Here is an 18,045-nt window from a genome sequence, read left to right on the forward strand (position 1 = left end):
GCCAAAGCCATTCCTTTCAGCTCAGTTTCAGGTGCTCGTCATGCTCAAGACCATTCTTCTCAGCCTGCTCGGTATCGTCGCCACCGGCATCGTCGTCGTGCTGATCCTTGCTGCCCGCAAGCCGGACACCTTCCAGGTCACGCGTTCCATCGCGATCAATGCCGCGCCGGATCGCATCTATCCGCTGATCGCCGATTTCCGGGCCTGGAACGCCTGGTCGCCCTGGGAGAAGAAGGACCCGGCGATGAAGCGCACCTTCGGCGGGCCCGAAACCGGCGTCGGCGCGACCTATGCCTGGGCCGGCGACAAGAATGTCGGCGAGGGCAGCATGCGCATCACCGAGGCCCAAGTGCCGGGCAAGCTCGGGCTCAAGCTCGATTTCCTCAAGCCCTTCGAGGCGCATAACGACGTCGTCTTCGCGCTGACGCCGCAGGGCCAGCAGACGAACGTGACCTGGATCATGACCGGCCCGACGCCCTTCGCGGCCAAGATCATGCACGTCTTCATGGACATGGACCGCATGGTCGGCGGCGATTTCGAGACCGGGCTCAAGGCCATGAAGGCCGCGGCCGAGCGCGCCGCCTGAGGCGGCGCATAACCCGATCACCCAGAGAACGAAAACCGGAGGAGAAAGACCATGATGGGCGAACCGCAGAAGGAACATGAGTGGCTCCACCAGCTGATCGGTGACTGGACCGCCGAGATGAACTGCTCGATGGGGCCGGACCAGCCGACATCGACCTCGAAGGGCACGGAGAGCGTACGTTCGCTCGGCGGGCTCTGGACGCTGGGCGAAGGGCAGGGCGACTCTCCCGAAGGCAAGCCGGTCACCAGCCTGATGACGCTCGGCTTCGACCCGGCCAAGGGCCGTTTCGTCGGCAGCTTCGTCGCCTCGATGATGACGATGATGTGGACCTATGACGGAGCGCTCTCCGCCGACGGCAAGTCGCTGGTCCTCGATACCGAGGGGCCGAGCATGACGGGCGACGGCTCGATGACGAAGTATCAGGACATCATCACCTTCCTGTCGCCGGACCACCGCACCCTGACTTCGCGCGCGCTTGGGCCGGACGGCCAGTGGGCCGAGTTCATGGCCGCCCAGTATCACCGCAAGCGCTGAGCGCTTCCCACAGGCACGCAGGAGGATACGCGATGAAACTGTCGACCTATCTGATGTTCGAGGGCAATTGCCGCGAGGCTTTCACCCATTACCACAAGGTCCTGGGCGGCACGATCCAGGCGATGATGGACCACAAGGGCACGCCGGCCGAGGAGCATGTCCCGGCGGAATGGCGCGACAAGATCCTGCATGCCTGCCTGGAGATCGAGGGCCAGCTGCTGATGGCCTCGGACGCGCCGCCGAACAACAGCGATGGCCCGATGCGCTCGGTCTCGGTCAGCGTCAGCGTGCCGACGCCGGAGGAGGCGGACCGCATTTTCGCCGGCCTGTCCGAGGGCGGCGCCAAGATCACGATGCCGATCGGCGAGACCTTCTGGTCGCCCCGCTTCGGCATGCTGATCGACCGCTTCGGCACGAACTGGATGGTCGGCGCCGACATGCCGGCGGATCAGGCGAATTGCGGCTAGGGCCTGCAGATTCACTGAGGAAACACCCCGTCATCCCGGGCTTGACCCGGGATCCATCGTAAGGCTCCGCGCTCTATGATGGATCCCGGATCGGCGCGGCTGCGCCGCTTGTCCGGGATGACGGCGCGGTTCCGAGGAACACCAGCCTAACCTACGACCGCCCGCCATCCACGGAGAGCACCTGCCCGCTGATCCAGCCGGCCTGCTCGCTCAGGAAGAACAGCGTGGCGTTGGCGATGTCCTCGGGCGTTCCGAGCCGGCGGGTATGGATGCTCTCGACGAGGCGCTTCTGCCCCTCTGGCCCGTAGCTCTGCCATTGCCGTTCGCTGGCGGGATTGGAGCGCACGAAGCCCGGCGCCACCGAATTCACGGTGATGCCGTGGGGGCCGAATTCCCAGGCGAGCTGCTTCGTCAATCCGACCAGCGCGTGCTTGGCGCTGGCATAGGCCTGGATGCCGGTGAGGCTCGGCCTCAAACCCGCGCCCGACGAGATCGTCACGATCCGCCCATAGCCGGCCTGCTTCATCGCGGGCGCCGCCGCCTGCGCCAGAAAGAAGGCGGCATCGACATTGGCGGCGAAGATGACACGCCAATCGTCCTCGGAAATCTCCTCGATCGCCCGGCCGACCTGCCCGCGCACCCCGCCCGCGGCATGGACGAGAAGGTCGAGCCGGCCATCCGCCGCCACGATCTCGCGCACCAGAGCCTGCGCGGCCTTGGGCGAGCCGAGATCGGCCGCATGGCCTGTCGCGCCGATCTCTCTGGCGGCGGCCTGCACACCGTCCTCGTCGATATCGGCGAGATGGACGCGCGCGCCGGCCTCGGCGAGAGCGGCAGCGATCGCGCGCCCGATGCCCTGGGCTGCGCCGGTGACGAGGGCTACGCGGCCGTCGAAGCGGATCTGCATTGGTCGATCAACACCTTGAGCGTCTCGAAGGCCATCGGGCGGCGGCCGTCCTCGATATCGTGGATCAGCGAGACCAGCGTCTCCAGCGCCGGCGTCGCAATGCCGACCTCGCGGCCGAGCGTCGCGATAATGCCGATCTGCGGGGTGACCTCGGTCTTGCGCTTGCGCACGGCGAGATCGCGCCAGATGCCGGAATGCGTCTTGGCGGTCTGCGCGGTGTAATGCGCGAGCAAGTTGATCGTCTCGACCTGCGGGCCTTCCGGCCGGCCGGGCGCGAAGACCATAGGATCGAACGCGCCGAAGCCGAGCGAGGTGACGCCGCGCCTGGCAGCGACCGCCCCGACCTCGCGCCCGAGCGCGAGCCAGACCGGCAGCCGCTGCGGGTCGGCGAAATTCGTCGACATCGAATCGTCGGTTAGCGCCGTCCCGAACAGCATCGCGCCATAGGCGAGCTTGCCCCAGAGATAGCCGAAGATGTTGTCGGTCAGGATCGCATCCGGCTCGAAGAGCTGCATCAGGCGATGCATCTCGCTGGCCCGCTCGCTGATCGAGCCGTCGATCTCGCCGACGACCGTCGCGCCGCGATTGCCATAGAGAATCTCGCCTGGTCCGAGCCAGTCGGCGCCGAAATTGACGAAACAACCCATCGTGCGCCGCTCGCCGACCGCCGCGGCGATGGCGAGTTCGTTCAGGCCGTTCTGGGCGGAGAGCACGAAGCCGTCCTCCGCGAGATGCGGCTTCAGCGTGGCCAGCGCAGCGTCCGTCGCACCGGCCTTCACCGCGAGTACGATACGGCTGTAGCGGCCGGTCAGTTCAGCCGGCGTTACGGCCGGCAGAACTTGCGTGAATTCCTCGACCGGTCCGGAAATGGCGAGCCCCTTGGTCCGGCAGGCCTCGACATGCTCGGGCACGATATCGACGAGCAGGACCGGGATGCCGGCCCGCGCCCAATAGGCCCCGAGCGTGCCGCCGATGGCGCCGGCGCCCCAGATCAGGATGGGTTCGCTCACGCCTGCCCCGCCAGTTCGACATGGTCATGCGTGGCGACATGGATGAGGCCGTCCTCCGTCACCCAGCCGCGATACATGCCCTTGGTGTTGTAGGGGGCGACGATCCCGCCCTCGGCATCGACGGCGACGAGCCCCGCGCCGATCTTGTGCTCGGAAAGCTCAGCCAGGACGGCATCCGTCGCCGCTTCCAGCGAGAGACCCTTATAGGCGATCAGCGACGCGATCTCGTGGCCGACGCAGTAGCGGATGAAATACTCGCCCTTGCCGGTGCCGGAGACGGCGCAGCGCCCGTCGCGGGCATAGGTTCCGGCGCCGATGATGGGGGAATCGCCGACGCGGCCGACCGGCTTGTTGGTGTAGCCGCCGGTCGAGGTCGCCGCGGCGAGATGGCCCTGAGCGTCGCAGGCGACGGCGCCGACCGTGCCGTGCTTCTCGGCCTCGCTCGCCTCGGCGGCGGTGCCGACGATCTCGCGCAGCTTCATCGAGGCGAGGTTCTTGCGGCGTCGCTCGGTCGAGAAATGCTCGTTCTCGACGGTATCGACGCCCTCATGCTCGGCGAAATCATCGGCCGCGGAGCCGGCGAGCAGTACGGGATCGCCGCGCAGCATCAGGGCCTTGGCGGCGACGATCGGATTGCGGATGCGCTTGGCGCCGCAGATCGCCCCGGCGGCCAGCGTCGCTCCGTCCATGATCGAGGCGTCGAGCTCGTGCTCGCCTTCGGTGTTGAAGGCGGAGCCGTGGCCGGCGTTGAAATGCGGGGAATCCTCCATCACCCGCACGGCCGCCTCGACGGCATCGACCGCCGCGCCGCCCTTGTTCAGGATCGCCCAGCCGGCCCGCAATGCGCTGGCGAGGTCGGAGCGGGCCTGGGCCCATTCGGCCTCCGTCATCTCGGCTTTCGGCAAGGTGCCGCAGCCGCCATGGATGGCGAGCGCGAGGGTCATGTTCTCAAATTCTCCGACGCGATCCTTCTCCCCTTGGGGGAGAAGGTGTCTGCGAAGCAGACGGATGAGGGAAGGATGGCGGGACACAGCCCTCATCCGTCAGCGCTGCGCGCTGCCACCTTCTCCCCGCACATATCGGATGCTTCCGATATGTGCCACCTTGAGGCCCGATCTCGGGCAAGCCCGGGATCGGTGGGAGAAGGAAGACAATCTCACTTCCTGGCGGGCTTGATGTCCATCGCCAGCGTGTCCTCGTCGACCCGCGGGCTGATCGTCACCTTGTCCTTCTGCATCGCCCAGGCCGAGCCGACGGCGGCGATCGGCAGGCGCGGCCGGTCCTTGGCGATGATCGCGGCGGCGTCGGACAGCATCGTGTTGCGCTTGGCCTCGTCCATCTCGACGGCCGCGTCCTCGATCAGCTTGTCGACCTCGGCATTCTTGTAGCCGAGCACGTTGAAGGCCCCGAGCTTCTTGGCCGGGTCGTTGGAATGGACCACGGAAGAGAGCGTGTAGTTCGCCTCGCCCGTCAGGGTGCCCCAGCCGGACATCGACAGCGAGAAATCGCCGCGCAGGCGCGCGGGGAAGAACACCGCGCCGGGCTGCGCATTGGCGTTCACCTCGATGCCGATGCGCGCCAGCATCTGCGCGATCGAGGTGCCGACCTGCCGGTCGCCGGGCAAGCGGTCATTGGTGAAGGCGAAGCCGACCTTGAAGCCGTTGGGATAGCCGGCCTCCTCCATCAGCTTCTTCGCCTTGGCGAGGTCCGGCTTGAGCGCCGGCAGGCTCTTGTTGAAGCCGGCGATGGTCGGCGTCACCAGCTGGTTGGCGGGCGTGCCGAGCCCTTCCATCGCGATCTCCGCCAGCGCCGGCCGGTCGATGGCGAGGTCGATCGCCTCGCGCACCTTCGCGTCCTGCAGCGGGTTCTTCGGCAGGGCCGAGCCGTCCTTGGCGGTGACCTGCGGGGTCTTGTCCCGCATGTCGAGCTCCATGTTGAAGAGATAGACGCTCTCGACCGTTGCGACGGAGAGCTTGGCATCGCGCTTCAGCGTCGGCACGTCGGAAGCCGGCGCGCGCACGATGATGTCGACCTGGCCCGCCTTGAGCTGCGCGACGCGGGCGGCGTCGTTCGGAAGCTCCTTGCGCACGACCTTGGCCCAATGCTCCTTCGTGCCCCAGTAGCCGTCGAAGCGGTCCAGAACCATCTGGTCCTTCGGCGTCCAGGAGACGAACTTGTAGGGGCCGGTGCCGACCGCCGCCTTGCCCGAGTTGAAGGCCTCGTTGGCATTGTCCTTGGTCAGGCCGGCGGCGGCCTTGTGCGAGACGATGAAGAGGCGGATGAAATCGTTCGGCAGGTTCGGCGCCGGCCCGTCGGTGACGATATGGACCGTCAGCGGGTCGACGATCTTCACCTCCTTGACGCGCCGGACATAGATCGTCGTCGGGTTCGGCCCGGCGACGACCGGAATGCGCTCGATCGAGAACTTGACGTCCTCGGCGGTGAAGTCGGAGCCGTCATGGAATTTGACGCCGGGGCGCAGCTTGAACTCCCAGACCGTCGGCTCCAGCGTCTTCCAGCTCAGCGCGAGGCGCGGCTCGATCTGCAATTTGTCGCCGGACCAGGTCAGCGTGTCGAAGACATGCTTCAGCGCTTCGGCATGGGTGCCGGTCGCGGTGAAATGCGGGTCGATCGATTCCGGCCCGGCGCGGACGCCGATGGTCAGGGTCTGCGCCAGCGCGCCGGTCGAGACGGTGGCGCCGAGCAGGGCGGCGAAGGCGGCGAGACGGAGGCTCTTCACGCGGGTCATGACGGTATCCCCTGATTTTCTGTGGTTATGACTGGAGTTCCTGAGGCCAGGCAGGCGAGGCGATGACGAGCTTGTCCATCAGCGCGCAGAGCTGGCGCTGCTCGTCCGCACTGAGGCCGGCGAGCATCGTCGTCTGGTGCTCGACCATCGGCACCATGGTCTCGTCGAAGATCTTGCGCCCGGCCGGCGTGAGATGGAGCACGTAGCTGCGCAGGTCGTCCGGATCGGTCTCGCGCTTGAGCAGGCGCCGCTGCAGCAGCTTCTGCACGGCACGCGAGAGCGTGTTCTTGGGCAGGCCGGAGGAGGCGACGATGTTCTTGGCCGCGACGCCTTCCTTCAGGCCCACCGCATAGAGCGCGACGAATTCCGGCCTGACGAGGCCGTAGCGCGTCTCGATCCAGCGATAGACCGGATCATTGAAGCGGAAGGCGACGAAATTCAGCCGGAAGGACAGCCAGCAGGGATTGTCCCAGAGCTTGGTCACGGTCAGCGGATCGAGCTCGGCCAATGCGGCCTCGCGCTCCGGATCGGCGCGGGAAGGAGAGGTCGGCGCGCGTCGCATCGGGAATATCTCTCGGCCGATTTAGTTCCAAATGGAACTTGACGCTACCGGAGGCCAGAGTCAAGGATGGCTCTGGCGGGTGGTCCGCGCCGCCTGCCCGGATTGTCTACCGCTTGCCGAAGCTAAGCAAGGATCGCGCCGTGCGTGTCGCCGACTTGAACTGGATGCAGATCAAGGCCCAGGCGAAGCGGGACGATCGCTGCGTCCTGCCGCTCGGCAGCGTCGAGCAGCACGCCTATCTGAGCCTCGCGACCGACGTGATCCTCTCCGAACGCGTGGCGCAGGAGGCGGCCGAGCCGCTCGGCATCCCCGTCTTCCCGGTGCTGGCCTATGGCCTGACGCCGGGCTTCCTGAATTTCCCGGGCAGCATCTCGCTCAAGTTGAGCACCTATGCGGCCTTGCTCGGCGACATCTTCGACGGCTTCTATCGCTCGGGCTTCCGCCGCATCGTCCTCGTCAACGGCCATGGCGGCAATTCCCCGGCGCTGAACTTCGCGACCGAATGGTTGGATGCGCATCCCGATGCCAGCATCCGCCTGCATAACTGGTGGGCGGCGCCGCAATTCCAGGCGGCCGTCCAGGCGGTCGATCCGGCGGCCTCGCACGCCTCCTGGATGGAGAACTTCCCCTGGACCCGCCTCGCCGGCGTCGCGATGCCGGACACGCTGAAGCCGCCCTTCAACGCCGCCGAATACCAGGCCGCGAGCCCGGCGAAGCGCCGCGAGATCCTCGGCGACGGCAATTTCCACGGCCTCTACCAGCGGCCGGACGAGGAGATGCTCAGGCTCTGGCAGGTCGGCGTCGAGGAGACGCGGGCGGTGATGGTGGAGAACTGGCCGTGAGGCCGCACCGGAAACGCCAGCGATGCTAGGCCATGTCGCCGTCCGGCTGATGCAGGCGCTCGTCGTCATGCTCGTCATGTCGGTGCTGGTCTTCGTCGGCGTCTATGCGATCGGCAACCCGATCGACGTGCTGATCGGCCCCGATGTCAGCCAGGAACTGCGCCTCCAGACCATCGCCCAATACGGGCTCGACCGGCCGCTCTGGGAGCAGTACCTGACCTTCCTCGGCCGCGTGCTCCACGGCGATTTCGGCCGCTCCTTCGTCTTCGGCATGCCGGTGATGGACCTGATCCTGTCCCGCCTGCCGGCGACGCTGGAGCTGACGCTGGCCGCCGTCTGCGGCGCGGCGCTGATCGGCATCCCCGCCGGGATCTATGCCGGCTACCGGCCGGACAGCGTCGCCTCCAGGCTGATCATGACGGTCTCAATTCTCGGCTTCTCGGTGCCGACCTTCTGGATCGGCCTCGTGCTGATCATGGCCTTTGCCGTCGAACTGCAATGGCTGCCGGCGGGCGGGCGCGGCGAGACCGTTTCTATCCTCGGCGTCGAATGGAGCTTCCTCACCCTGAACGGCCTGAGCCATCTGCTGCTGCCGGCGCTGAACCTCGCCTTCTTCAAGCTCGCCCTGATGACGCGGCTGGCCCGCGCCGGCACGCGCGAGACGATGCTCTCCGACACCGTGAAATTCGCCCGCGCCGCGGGCTTGTCCGAATGGACGGTGCTGCGCCGGCATGTGCTCAGGCTGATCGCGATCCCGCTCGTCACCGTCTTCGGCCTCGAATTCGGCTCGACGCTCGCCTTCGCGGTGGTCACCGAGACGATCTTCTCCTGGCCCGGCATCGGCAAGCTGATCATCGATTCCATCCAGTCGCTCGACCGGCCGGTGATGGTCGCCTACCTGATGCTCGTCGCCTTCGTCTTCATCACCATCAATTTCCTCGTCGATCTCGCCTATGTCGGGCTCGATCCGCGCCTGAGGAAGGGAGGCGCGCGATGAAGGACGCCTCCCCCGCCGCCCGCTTCTGGGCCGAGTTCCGCGAGAGCAAGACGGCCGTCATCGCGCTTGCGGTCGTCGTCCTGATGATCGGCATCGCCGTGCTGGCGCCGCTCGTCGCGCCGCAGAACCCTTACGATCTCGCCAATCTCTCGCTTTCCGATGCGCGCCGCCCGCCGGGCTATGTCGGCGAAGGCGGCTATACGCATTGGCTCGGCACCGACGCGCAGGGCCGCGACCTGCTCTCCGCCATCCTCTACGGCCTGCGCATCTCCCTGCAGATGGGGCTGGTCGCCGGTGCCATCGCCTTCACGCTCGGCGTCGCGCTCGGCATCGGCGCGGCCTATGCCGGCGGGCGCCGCGAAGCCTTCATCATGCGCGTCATCGACCTGCAGCTCGCCTTCCCGGCGATCCTGCTGGCGCTGGTGCTCTCGGCGCTGCTCGGGCAGGGCAAGATGCAGCTCATCGCCGCGCTCGCCGCCGCGCAATACGCCTATTTCGCCCGCACCGCCCATGGCGCGGCCTCGGCCGAGCGCGGCAAGGACTATGTCGAGGCGGTGCTCTCGACGCCTCTGCCGGGCTGGCGCGTGGTCTGGCGCCATATCTTCCCGAATTGCCTGCCGCCATTGATCGTGGTCGCGACCGTGCAGGTGGCCAACGCCATCGCGCTGGAGGCGACGCTCTCCTTCCTCGGCGTCGGCCTGCCGGTGACCGAGCCTTCGCTCGGCATGCTCATCGCCAACGGCTTCCAGTACATGCTGTCGGGCCGCTACTGGATCTCGATCTATCCGGGCATCGCGCTGATCGTGCTGATCGTCGCGATCAACCTCGTCGGCGACCGCGTCCGCGATCAGGTCAATCCGAGGCTGAAGCGATGAGGGGTCAGGGCACACTCTTTTCGTCATGGTCGGGCTTGTCCCGACCATCCACGTCTTCACTGATGCAATGCTGTGTTCAAGACGTGGATGCTCGCCACAAGGGCGAGCATGACGGTGGAGGCTGAAGCGATGAGCGACGCGCCTCTCCTCGAAGTCATCAACCTCGCCACCCATTTCCACACCCGCGCCGGTGTGGTGAAGGCGGTCGACGGCGTCTCCTTCGCGCTGAAGCGCGGCGAGGTGATGGGCCTCGTCGGCGAATCCGGCTCGGGCAAGAGCATCACCGGCTTCTCGATCATCGGCCTGATCGATCCGCCGGGCCGCGTCGAGCCCGGCTCCTCGGTCAAGCTGGAGGGGCGGGAGCTCACCGGCCTGCCGCCCGCCGAACTGCGCAAGGTCCGCGGCAAGCAGATCTCGATGGTCTTCCAGGACCCGATGATGACGCTGAACCCGATGCTGACCATCGGCACGCAGATCAGGCTCGCGCTGGAAGCGCATGAGACGGTCTCGGGCGCCGAGGCCCGCCGTCGCGCGGTCGCGGCGCTGGCGCAGGTCCGCATTCCCGATGCCGAGGCCAAGGTCGATTTCTATCCGCACCAGTTCTCCGGCGGCATGCGCCAGCGCGTCGCCATCGCCATCGCCCTGCTGCACCGACCGAAGCTGATCATCTGCGACGAGCCGACGACGGCCCTCGACGTCTCCGTGCAGGCCGAAATCCTGTCCGAGATGAAGGAGCTGGTCGCCGAGCTCGGCACGGCGCTGATCTGGATCAGCCATGATCTCGCGGTCGTCGCAGAACTGGCCGACCATGTCTGCGTCATGCGCCACGGCAAGATCGTCGAGGCCGGGCCGACGCTCGACGTACTGACCCATCCGCAGCACCCCTATACGCAGGCCCTGCTCGACGCGCTGCCCTCGCGCTCCGAGCCAGGCAAGCTGCTCGCCGGTGGCGTCGGTTCCGATGTCGCGCCGCCGCCGCGCGCGACGAAACAGGCCACGGCTGCCGTCGCGGATGCCGTGCACTATGTCCGCATCGAGCATGTCGCCAAGCGCTTCGCCGGAACGCCCGGCCTGTTCCGCAAGCTCGCCCAGAAGGCCGGCCTGGCGAAGCCACCTTCCGTCGTGCAGGCGGTCGACGATGTCACGCTGGTGCTGAAGCGCGGCGAGGCGCTCGGCCTCGTCGGCGAGTCCGGCTCCGGCAAGTCAACGCTCGGGCGTGTCGCGGCCGGCATCTATGCGCCGGACAGTGGGACGGTCCGCATCGACGGTGCCCCTGTGATGAGCGCGGGCGAGCCGCCGCACAAGATCACGACGCGCGTCCAGACCATCTTCCAGGACCCTTTCGCCTCGCTCAATCCGCGCATGACGGTCGGTGACAGCATCGCCGAGGGGCCGTTGGCGCATGGCCTGATCGAGCGCGCACAGGCCAGGGATTACGTCCGGCAATGGCTGGCGGCGGTCGGGCTCAATCCCGATTTCGCGGATCGCTACCCGCATCAGTTCTCAGGCGGCCAGCGTCAGCGTGTCGCCATCGCGCGGGCGCTGGCGATGCAGCCCGATGTCGTCGTCTGCGACGAGCCGGTCGCCTCGCTTGACGTCTCGATCCAGGCGCAGATCATCAACCTGCTGATCCGGCTCCGGCAGGAACTGGATCTCACGCTGATCTTCATCTCGCATGACCTCTCGGTCGTCCGCCATCTCTGCGACCGCGTCGCGATCATGTATCGCGGCCGGATCGTCGAGAGCGGCCCGGCCGGCGAGGTCTACGACCATCCGCAGCACGACTACACCAAGCGCCTGCTCGCCGCCGTGCCGGTATTGCCAGTGGTTTGAGGACGACACCGCATCTGAAATACGCGCCGTCATCCCGGACAAGCGGCGCAGCCGCGTAGATCCGGGATCCATCGTAGAGCGCCGGAGCCCTCCGATGGATCCCGGCGCTCCGCTGCGCTGCGGCCGGGATGACGGCGCGGTGAAACTGGCTGTCGAGAAAACCTGAGAAGGAGAGCCTCATGTCCCAATCCGAACTCCTGCCCTGGCAATGGCCGGAAGAGGTCTGGCGCGGCAAGGTCGAGCAGGTCCGCGCCGGCCGCAACCTCAAGCCCGCCAGATGGAAGAACGGCGCGCGCTGTGCGGTCGCGCTCTCTTTCGACGTCGACCACGAGACCAATGAATTGCGCGACGGCGGCAAGTCGGTCGGGCGCCTGTCCTGGGGCCAGTACGGCAACCGCGTCGGCGTGCCGAAGATCCTCGATCTGCTGAAGCGGCAGGACATCCCGGCAAGCTTTTTCGTGCCCGCCGTCACGGCCTTGCTCTATCCGGAGGAGCAGCGCCGCATCATCGGCGCCGGCCATGAGATCGGCCTCCACGGCTGGATCCACGAGGTCAACACGGCGGTGCCGCCCGAAAACGAGCGTGAACTGCACCTGCGTTCGGCCGATACGCTGGAGAAGGTCACCGGCGTGCGGCCCGTCGGCATGCGCACCCCGTCCTGGGACTTTTCCGACGTGACGCTCTCGATCGAGCGCGAGCTCGGCCTGCTCTACGATTCCTCGCTCTTCGCCGATGACGATCCCTATGAGATCGTCGAGAAGGGGGAGCCGACCGGAATCGTCGAACTGCCGGTCGAGTGGATCCGCGACGACGCGCCCTATCTCAGCATGAACCGCTTCCAGGCGCTCAGGCCCTATACCTCGCCGGAAGCGGTCTTCGACATCTTCCGCCGCGAGTTCGAAGGGGCCTATGCCGAGGGAGGGCTCTTCCTGCTGACCATGCATCCGCATGTCATCACCTATCGCTCGCGCTTCTGGATCGTCGAGGAGCTGGTCCGTCTGGCCAAGGCCAAGGGCGATTGCTGGTTCGCGACCCATGCCGAGATCGCGGCCTATGTGAAGGCTGAGGCCGGTATCTGATCGCCGACCCGAGGGAACCGCTGCCCGATTCCCGCCGTTTTCGCTTCATCGGGGGTTCAGGCCATGACGGGCCTGATACCCGTACGTTGAAACGAACGACGGGAATAAAGATGCGCACGAAACGCTGGTTGCTGGTCGGGACCGTCCTGCCGGCCCTCGTCCTTTCGCAAGCCGGGCAGGCCTTCGCCGAGGCCGGATACCGGGTCGCACAGGCCCCCGCCGCCGGAGACAATGATCCCCGCGCGCCACGGCAGCGGCCGCAGCCGCCGCAAGGCGCACAGCCCGGCCAGCAGCGCGGTCCGGAACGGCCTGCCGCCCCGGCGGCGCCCGCCCAGCCGCAAGCCCCGCGCCCGCCGCAGATGCAGCCCGCTCCGGCTGCTCCCCGGCCGCAACCACCCGCCATGCCCGCGCCGCAGCCGCGCGCCGAGCCGCCTGCGGTGCGCCAGCAGCCCGAACGCCCGGCCATGCCGCGTGAGGCGCCTGTCGCGCCCCGCGCAGCGCCCGCTCCCAGCGAAGCCCCGGCAGCCCGCCCGACGCCGCCACGTCCGCCGGTCGAGCCGACGGCCCCGCGTGCTGCGCCTCAGCCGGGCGCCGGCGCGCCGCCTGCCACCGCTCCGCGTGGCCCGGCCGTTCCGCCTTCCGCTGCGCCGACCCAGCCTCGCCCGCCGGGGCCCCCGCCCGCTACGGCTCCGGGTGCGCCGTCCCAGCCGGGCGCTGGCGCGCCGCCTTCGGCGGTTCCGCGTGGTGGTCCCGCCGTTCCGCCCTCGGCAGCGCCGGGTCAGCCCCGTCCGCCGGGAACGCCGCCTGCAACGGCACCGAGCGCTCCCTCGCAGCCGGGAGCTCCTGCTCAGCCGGGCGCCGGCGCGCCGCCCTCCGTCGTTCCGCGCGGCGGGCCTGCCGTCCCACCCTCGGCCCAGCCGTCCCAGCCGCGTCCGCCGGCTGCGGCGCCGCAGCCTGGCGCGCCTGCTGCCCCGGCACAGCCGGGAACGGCCGCTCCGACACCGCCGCCCCCCGCTGGGACAGCTCCGTCCCAGCCTTCGCGCCCCGCTCCGGGAACGCCTCCGGCTGGTGCGCCCGGCGCTCCGGCTCCGGTCCAGCCCGGCGCCACGGCTCCGACCCCTACGCCGCCTGCGGGCGCTGTGCCCGGCCAGCCTGGCCGCCCGGCTCCCGGCCTGCCCTCCGGCGGCGCGCCCGGCATGGCGCCGCAACCCGGTGTCGGGCCTGCCCCCGGCCAGCCCGGCTTCGCTCCGGGCCAGCCTCCGGCGGGGCTTCCCGGCCAGCCGCCCCAGCGTGAAGGCCGCCGCGGCGGCGTCTCGCCGGGCGTCGCCGGCGCGATCGGCCTCGGTGCCGGCGTCATCGGCGGCATCATGGCGGCGCAGGGCGCGCAGCGCTTCGAGGATATCCGGAGCCGCCGCGAGGAACGGCGCGAGGGTGACGTCACCATCATCCGCGAGCCCGGCCGCACCATCATCCGCGACGATGACGGCCGCGCCATCATCCGCCGCGACGAGGACCAGCGTTTCCGCGATCTCGGCTGGCAGGGCCGCTCCGAGCGCCGCGATGGCGAGAACCGCACGATCTTCGAGCGGCCGGACGGCACGCGCATCGTCACCGTCACGGACGAGGAGGGCCGGCTGATCCGCCGCACCCGCATCGACCGCGACAACCGCGAGGTGATCATCATCGACAATACGCTGCGGGACCGTCCGGGGCGCTTCGCCGACGATGTCGTGGTGCTGCCGCCGCCGCCGCTGCCGATCCCGCGCGAGCGCTATATCGTCGATGCGGACCGGGCCGACGAGGACCTGATCTACGAGACGATCACCGCCCCGCCGATCGCCGCGATTCCGCGCCGCTACACGCTGGACGAGGTCCGCTATTCGCCGGACCTGCGCGCCCGCATGCGCAGCGTCGATATCGACACGATCAATTTCGACACCGGCTCCTGGCAGGTCGGGGCCGATCAGGGCCGACGCCTGTCGGTGATCGCGGATTCGGTGAAGCGCGCGCTGCAGCGTTCGCCCAACGAGGTCTTCCTCGTCGAGGGCCACACCGACGCCGTCGGCGCCGATGTTGACAACCTCTCGCTCTCCGATCGCCGCGCGCAATCGGTCGCGGAAATCCTGACGCGTGACTTCCAGATCCCGCCGGAGAACCTGACGACCCAGGGCTATGGCGAGCAGTATCTGAAGGTGAACACGCAGGATGCTTCCCGCGAAAACCGGCGCGTCACGCTCCGGCGGATCACGCCGCTGCTGAGCGGCCAGAACCAGTGACGACCGGACGGGGTTGCTCTTTAGGCATCGGACCGAAAAGTGGAATCCACTTTTCGGAGAAATCCGATGCCAAGACAAAAGCTTGATCGCCACACTGCGTCCGATGGGACGCATGGCGATCTAAGCGGCCCCGCTCTTCCACAGGCGCAGGGAACAGCCGTTCCCTGCGCCTGTTTCGCTTGCCCTCTATCATCGCACCTTGAGGGACCGGATTGAGGATTTGGTAGGGTTGCCGGGTTAGCGTGCCCGCCATGAGCGACGCCATCTCCCTCGCCACCAGCATCGTCTCGATGCAGGCCGACTCGACCCGGCAGGCGCTGTCGGTCGAGATGCTCAAGCAGAATGCGCAGGCCGAGCAGGGCCTTGTCGCCATGCTCCAGCAGAGCGTCGAGCAGACGCAAGCGACGCTGCCGGCTGGGCAAGGCACGCTGGTCGACCGCACGGCCTGAGCCATTCCTTCCAGTCCTATCGGAGCTTCGCACAGCCCGTTGCCAAGCGGCGGCGCTGCGCCTAACCTCGTCTGCGTTCCGAGGGGTGCCCGCAAGGGCTGAGACGGCTTTCGAAGCTGAACCCATCGAACCTGATCCGGGTCATACCGGCGGAGGGACTGGAACGCGGTGCAGCCTTGGCCTGCACCCGCATCACAGCGCTTGAACCGCTTCGACGCCGGATCTCCTGACCTGTACCAAGGAGGAGATCCCCTGATGAATGCCCACACCAAACCCCAGAAGAATAGCGTCAAGACCGCGCCGCAAAGCGTGACGACCGGGCCGATCATCGGTTCGCGCAAGATTTATGTCGCCGCGCCCGAGCATCCCGAGATGCGCGTGCCTTTCCGCGAGGTCGTGCTGACGACCGATGCCGAGCCGCCGGTGCGCCTTTACGACCCCTCCGGCCCCTTCACCGAGACCGATGCGAAGATCGATCTCAATGCCGGCCTCATCCAGCCGCGCCGCGCCTGGCTCGACGCGCGCGGCTTCGAGCAGGTCGCGGGGCGCGCCGTCACCGCCGCCGATAACGGCAACATCTCGGCCGAGCAGCTCGTGCCGGCCTGCCCGGCCGAGCGCCCGATCCTGCAGGCGAAGCCCGGCCAGCTGACGACGCAGTACGAATTCGCCAAGGCCGGCATCGTCACGCCCGAGATGATCTATGTCGCCCATCGCGAGAATCTCGGCCGCGCCGCCATGCTGGAAGGCGCACGGGAGCGCCATGCCGATGGCGAGAGCTTCGGCGCCAACGTGCCGGAATTCGTCACGCCGGAATTCGTCCGCGAGGAGATCGCGCGCGGCCGGGCCATCATCCCCGCGAACATCAACCATCCCGAGCTGGAGCCGATGGCGATCGGCCGCAATTTCCTGGTCAAGATCAACGCCAATATCGGCAATTCGGCCGTCACCTCCGGCGCGGCCGAGGAGGTCGAGAAGCTGGTCTGGGCGATCCGCTGGGGCGCGGACACGGTGATGGATCTCTCCACCGGCCGCAACATCCACAACATCCGCTCCTGGATCCTGCGCAACTCGCCGGTCCCGATCGGCACGGTGCCGATCTACCAGGCGCTGGAAAAGGTCGGCGGCGATCCGATCAAGCTCGATTGGGAGGTGTTCAAGGACACGCTGATCGAGCAGGCCGAGCAGGGCGTCGACTATTTCACCATCCATGCCGGCGTCAGGTTACCCTATGTCCCGCTCACGGCATCCCGCGTCACCGGCATCGTCTCGCGCGGCGGCTCGATCATGGCGCGCTGGTGCCTGGCGCATCACCGCGAGAGCTTCCTCTACGAGCGCTTCGACGAGATCTGCGAGATCATGCGCCGCTACGACGTCTCGTTCTCGCTCGGCGACGGCCTGCGCCCGGGCTCGATCGCCGACGCCAATGACCGCGCCCAGTTCGCCGAACTGGAGACGCTGGGGGAGCTCACCAGCATCGCCTGGGACAAAGGCTGTCAGGTAATGATCGAGGGCCCCGGCCATGTGCCGATGCACAAGATCAAGGAGAACATGGACAAGCAGCTGCGCGAATGCGGCGAGGCGCCCTTCTACACCCTCGGACCGCTGACCACCGACATCGCGCCGGGCTACGACCACATCACCTCTGGCATCGGCGCGGCGATGATCGGCTGGTATGGCTGCGCCATGCTCTGCTACGTCACGCCGAAGGAGCATCTCGGCCTGCCGAACCGCGACGACGTCAAGACCGGCGTCATCACCTACCGGATCGCCGCCCATGCCGCCGATCTCGCCAAGGGCCACCCGGCCGCGAAGATCCGCGACGATGCGCTCTCCCGCGCCCGTTTCGACTTCCGCTGGGAGGACCAGTTCAACCTGGCGCTCGACCCCGATACGGCGCGGGAGTTCCATGACGAGACCCTGCCGAAGGACGCCCACAAGGTCGCGCATTTCTGCTCGATGTGCGGCCCGAAATTCTGCTCGATGAAGATCACGCAGGATCTGCGCGCCGAGGTTCTGGCGATGAGCGACAACGAGCGCGCGAGCCTCGAGGCTATGGCCGTGGAAGGCATGGCCGCAAAATCGAAGGAATTCCTCGACAAGGGCGGGAGTATCTATCTACCTGCTGCTGAATGAGCGGTTTCAGCGAAAAGCTTGACGCGGCCAGCGTCGCATCGATCCTTGCGCGGGTGGCCAGGCGCCGCCCGCGCATCCATTGCCTGACCAATACGGTGGCGCAGAACGTCACCGCCAACATGCTGCTGGCCATCGGCGCGGTGCCCTCGATGGCCAGCCATCCCGACGAGGTCGAGGCCGTCGCGGCGGGAGCGGGCGCGATCCTGATCAATCTCGGCACGCTCGGCCTCGAAGGCGAGCGCGCCATTCCCAAGCTCGTCGGCGTCGCGCAGGAGCGCCGCATCCCGCTGGTGCTCGACCCGGTCTTCGTCGAGCTCTCGCCCTTGCGGCTGCGGCTGGTCGGCGACGTGCTCGCGCTGTTCGACGTGCTGGTGCGCGGCAACGCCACGGAAATGGCGACGCTGGAGCCGCTTTTCGCACTCCGGCGCGATATCGTGCGCGTCACCACCGGCGCGGTCGACCGCATCGAGACGGAGGATCGCAGCCTGTCGATCGCGCATGGCCATGAATTGATGAGCAAGGTGACCGGGCTTGGCTGCGCATCGAGCGCGCTGGTCGCGGCCTGCCGGGCGGTCGAGCCCGATCCGGTGATCGCGGCGGCGGCGGCGCTGACCGTCTACGGCATCGCCGGCGAGATCGCGGCTGAGCGCGCTGCCGGGCCCGGCAGCTTCGCGATGCATCTGGTCGATGCGCTCGCGGGGCTCGACGAGGCTGCGCTCGCGGCGCGGATGGGCTGAGGCCACCAA

The 18,045-nt window shown here is 67.9% G+C and carries 17 protein-coding genes and 1 riboswitch; of the genes, 12 read left to right on the forward strand and 5 right to left on the reverse strand.

Annotated features, from left to right (window positions below; genetic code table 11):
* Positions 1–40: 40 nt before the first annotated feature.
* Genes WFK61_RS11105 through WFK61_RS11115 form a run of 3 tightly spaced genes read left to right on the forward strand, consistent with a single transcriptional unit; the run spans position 41 to position 1,587 of the window.
* Complete coding sequence (locus WFK61_RS11105; protein ID WP_336811610.1) at positions 41–586, forward strand: SRPBCC family protein; 546 nt, start codon at positions 41–43, stop codon at positions 584–586.
* Positions 587–637: 51 nt separating this feature from the next.
* On the forward strand, positions 638–1,120 hold the full coding sequence (locus WFK61_RS11110) for a DUF1579 domain-containing protein (RefSeq protein ID WP_336811611.1): 483 nt from the start codon (positions 638–640) through the stop codon (positions 1,118–1,120).
* A 32-nt stretch (positions 1,121–1,152) separates the two neighbouring features.
* Complete coding sequence (locus WFK61_RS11115; RefSeq protein WP_257733256.1) at positions 1,153–1,587, forward strand: VOC family protein; 435 nt, start codon at positions 1,153–1,155, stop codon at positions 1,585–1,587.
* A gap of 151 nt (positions 1,588–1,738) precedes the next feature.
* Here WFK61_RS11115 and WFK61_RS11120 read toward each other — a convergent pair whose 3' ends face one another.
* The 5 genes from WFK61_RS11120 to WFK61_RS11140 all read right to left on the reverse strand — a co-directional run bounded on the left by WFK61_RS11120 (position 1,739) and on the right by WFK61_RS11140 (position 6,815).
* Positions 1,739–2,494 carry an SDR family NAD(P)-dependent oxidoreductase gene (locus WFK61_RS11120; RefSeq protein ID WP_336811612.1) on the reverse strand — a complete coding sequence of 252 codons (756 nt, stop codon included), beginning with the start codon at positions 2,492–2,494 and terminating at the stop codon, positions 1,739–1,741.
* Positions 2,467–3,504, reverse strand: a complete 1,038-nt coding sequence (locus WFK61_RS11125; RefSeq protein WP_336811613.1) for a ketopantoate reductase family protein — start codon at positions 3,502–3,504, stop codon at positions 2,467–2,469. Before WFK61_RS11125 ends, WFK61_RS11120 begins: the two co-directional genes overlap by 28 nt.
* Complete coding sequence (locus WFK61_RS11130) at positions 3,501–4,448, reverse strand: isoaspartyl peptidase/L-asparaginase family protein (protein ID WP_336811614.1); 948 nt, start codon at positions 4,446–4,448, stop codon at positions 3,501–3,503. The genes WFK61_RS11125 and WFK61_RS11130 overlap by 4 nt, the downstream gene beginning before the upstream one ends.
* A gap of 212 nt (positions 4,449–4,660) precedes the next feature.
* A complete protein-coding gene (locus WFK61_RS11135; RefSeq protein WP_336811615.1) occupies positions 4,661–6,253 on the reverse strand; it encodes an ABC transporter substrate-binding protein in 1,593 nt (530 codons plus the stop codon).
* Between the two features lie 25 nt (positions 6,254–6,278).
* Complete coding sequence (locus tag WFK61_RS11140) at positions 6,279–6,815, reverse strand: MarR family winged helix-turn-helix transcriptional regulator (protein WP_336811616.1); 537 nt, start codon at positions 6,813–6,815, stop codon at positions 6,279–6,281.
* Positions 6,816–6,955: 140 nt separating this feature from the next.
* On the opposite strand from WFK61_RS11140, the gene WFK61_RS11145 reads away from it, so the two are divergent.
* The 9 genes from WFK61_RS11145 to WFK61_RS11185 all read left to right on the forward strand — a co-directional run bounded on the left by WFK61_RS11145 (position 6,956) and on the right by WFK61_RS11185 (position 18,036).
* Positions 6,956–7,657, forward strand: coding sequence for a creatininase family protein (locus WFK61_RS11145; RefSeq protein WP_336811617.1), 702 nt, complete (start codon positions 6,956–6,958; stop codon positions 7,655–7,657).
* A gap of 22 nt (positions 7,658–7,679) precedes the next feature.
* A complete protein-coding gene (locus tag WFK61_RS11150) occupies positions 7,680–8,654 on the forward strand; it encodes an ABC transporter permease (protein ID WP_336811618.1) in 975 nt (324 codons plus the stop codon).
* Positions 8,651–9,529, forward strand: coding sequence for an ABC transporter permease (locus WFK61_RS11155; protein ID WP_336811619.1), 879 nt, complete (start codon positions 8,651–8,653; stop codon positions 9,527–9,529). The genes WFK61_RS11150 and WFK61_RS11155 overlap by 4 nt, the downstream gene beginning before the upstream one ends.
* Positions 9,530–9,658: 129 nt before the next feature.
* A complete protein-coding gene (locus WFK61_RS11160; RefSeq protein ID WP_336811620.1) occupies positions 9,659–11,362 on the forward strand; it encodes an ABC transporter ATP-binding protein in 1,704 nt (567 codons plus the stop codon).
* A 179-nt stretch (positions 11,363–11,541) separates the two neighbouring features.
* Positions 11,542–12,441 carry a polysaccharide deacetylase family protein gene (locus tag WFK61_RS11165; RefSeq protein WP_336811621.1) on the forward strand — a complete coding sequence of 300 codons (900 nt, stop codon included), beginning with the start codon at positions 11,542–11,544 and terminating at the stop codon, positions 12,439–12,441.
* Between the two features lie 1,139 nt (positions 12,442–13,580).
* Positions 13,581–14,717 (forward strand): OmpA family protein, encoded by a 1,137-nt coding sequence (locus tag WFK61_RS11170; protein WP_336811622.1) that lies wholly within the window; start codon positions 13,581–13,583, stop codon positions 14,715–14,717.
* Between the two features lie 251 nt (positions 14,718–14,968).
* Positions 14,969–15,166, forward strand: a complete 198-nt coding sequence (locus WFK61_RS11175) for a hypothetical protein (RefSeq protein ID WP_336811623.1) — start codon at positions 14,969–14,971, stop codon at positions 15,164–15,166.
* Between the two features lie 71 nt (positions 15,167–15,237).
* A riboswitch (TPP riboswitch) is annotated at positions 15,238–15,342 on the forward strand.
* A gap of 79 nt (positions 15,343–15,421) precedes the next feature.
* Positions 15,422–17,299, forward strand: coding sequence for a phosphomethylpyrimidine synthase ThiC (gene thiC / locus WFK61_RS11180; protein ID WP_336811624.1), 1,878 nt, complete (start codon positions 15,422–15,424; stop codon positions 17,297–17,299).
* Complete coding sequence (locus tag WFK61_RS11185; protein ID WP_336811625.1) at positions 17,296–18,036, forward strand: hydroxyethylthiazole kinase; 741 nt, start codon at positions 17,296–17,298, stop codon at positions 18,034–18,036. Before thiC ends, WFK61_RS11185 begins: the two co-directional genes overlap by 4 nt.
* Positions 18,037–18,045: the final 9 nt, after the last annotated feature.

Source organism: Allobosea sp. MMO-172 (assembly GCF_037147855.1).
Lineage (GTDB): Bacteria > Pseudomonadota > Alphaproteobacteria > Rhizobiales > Beijerinckiaceae > Allobosea.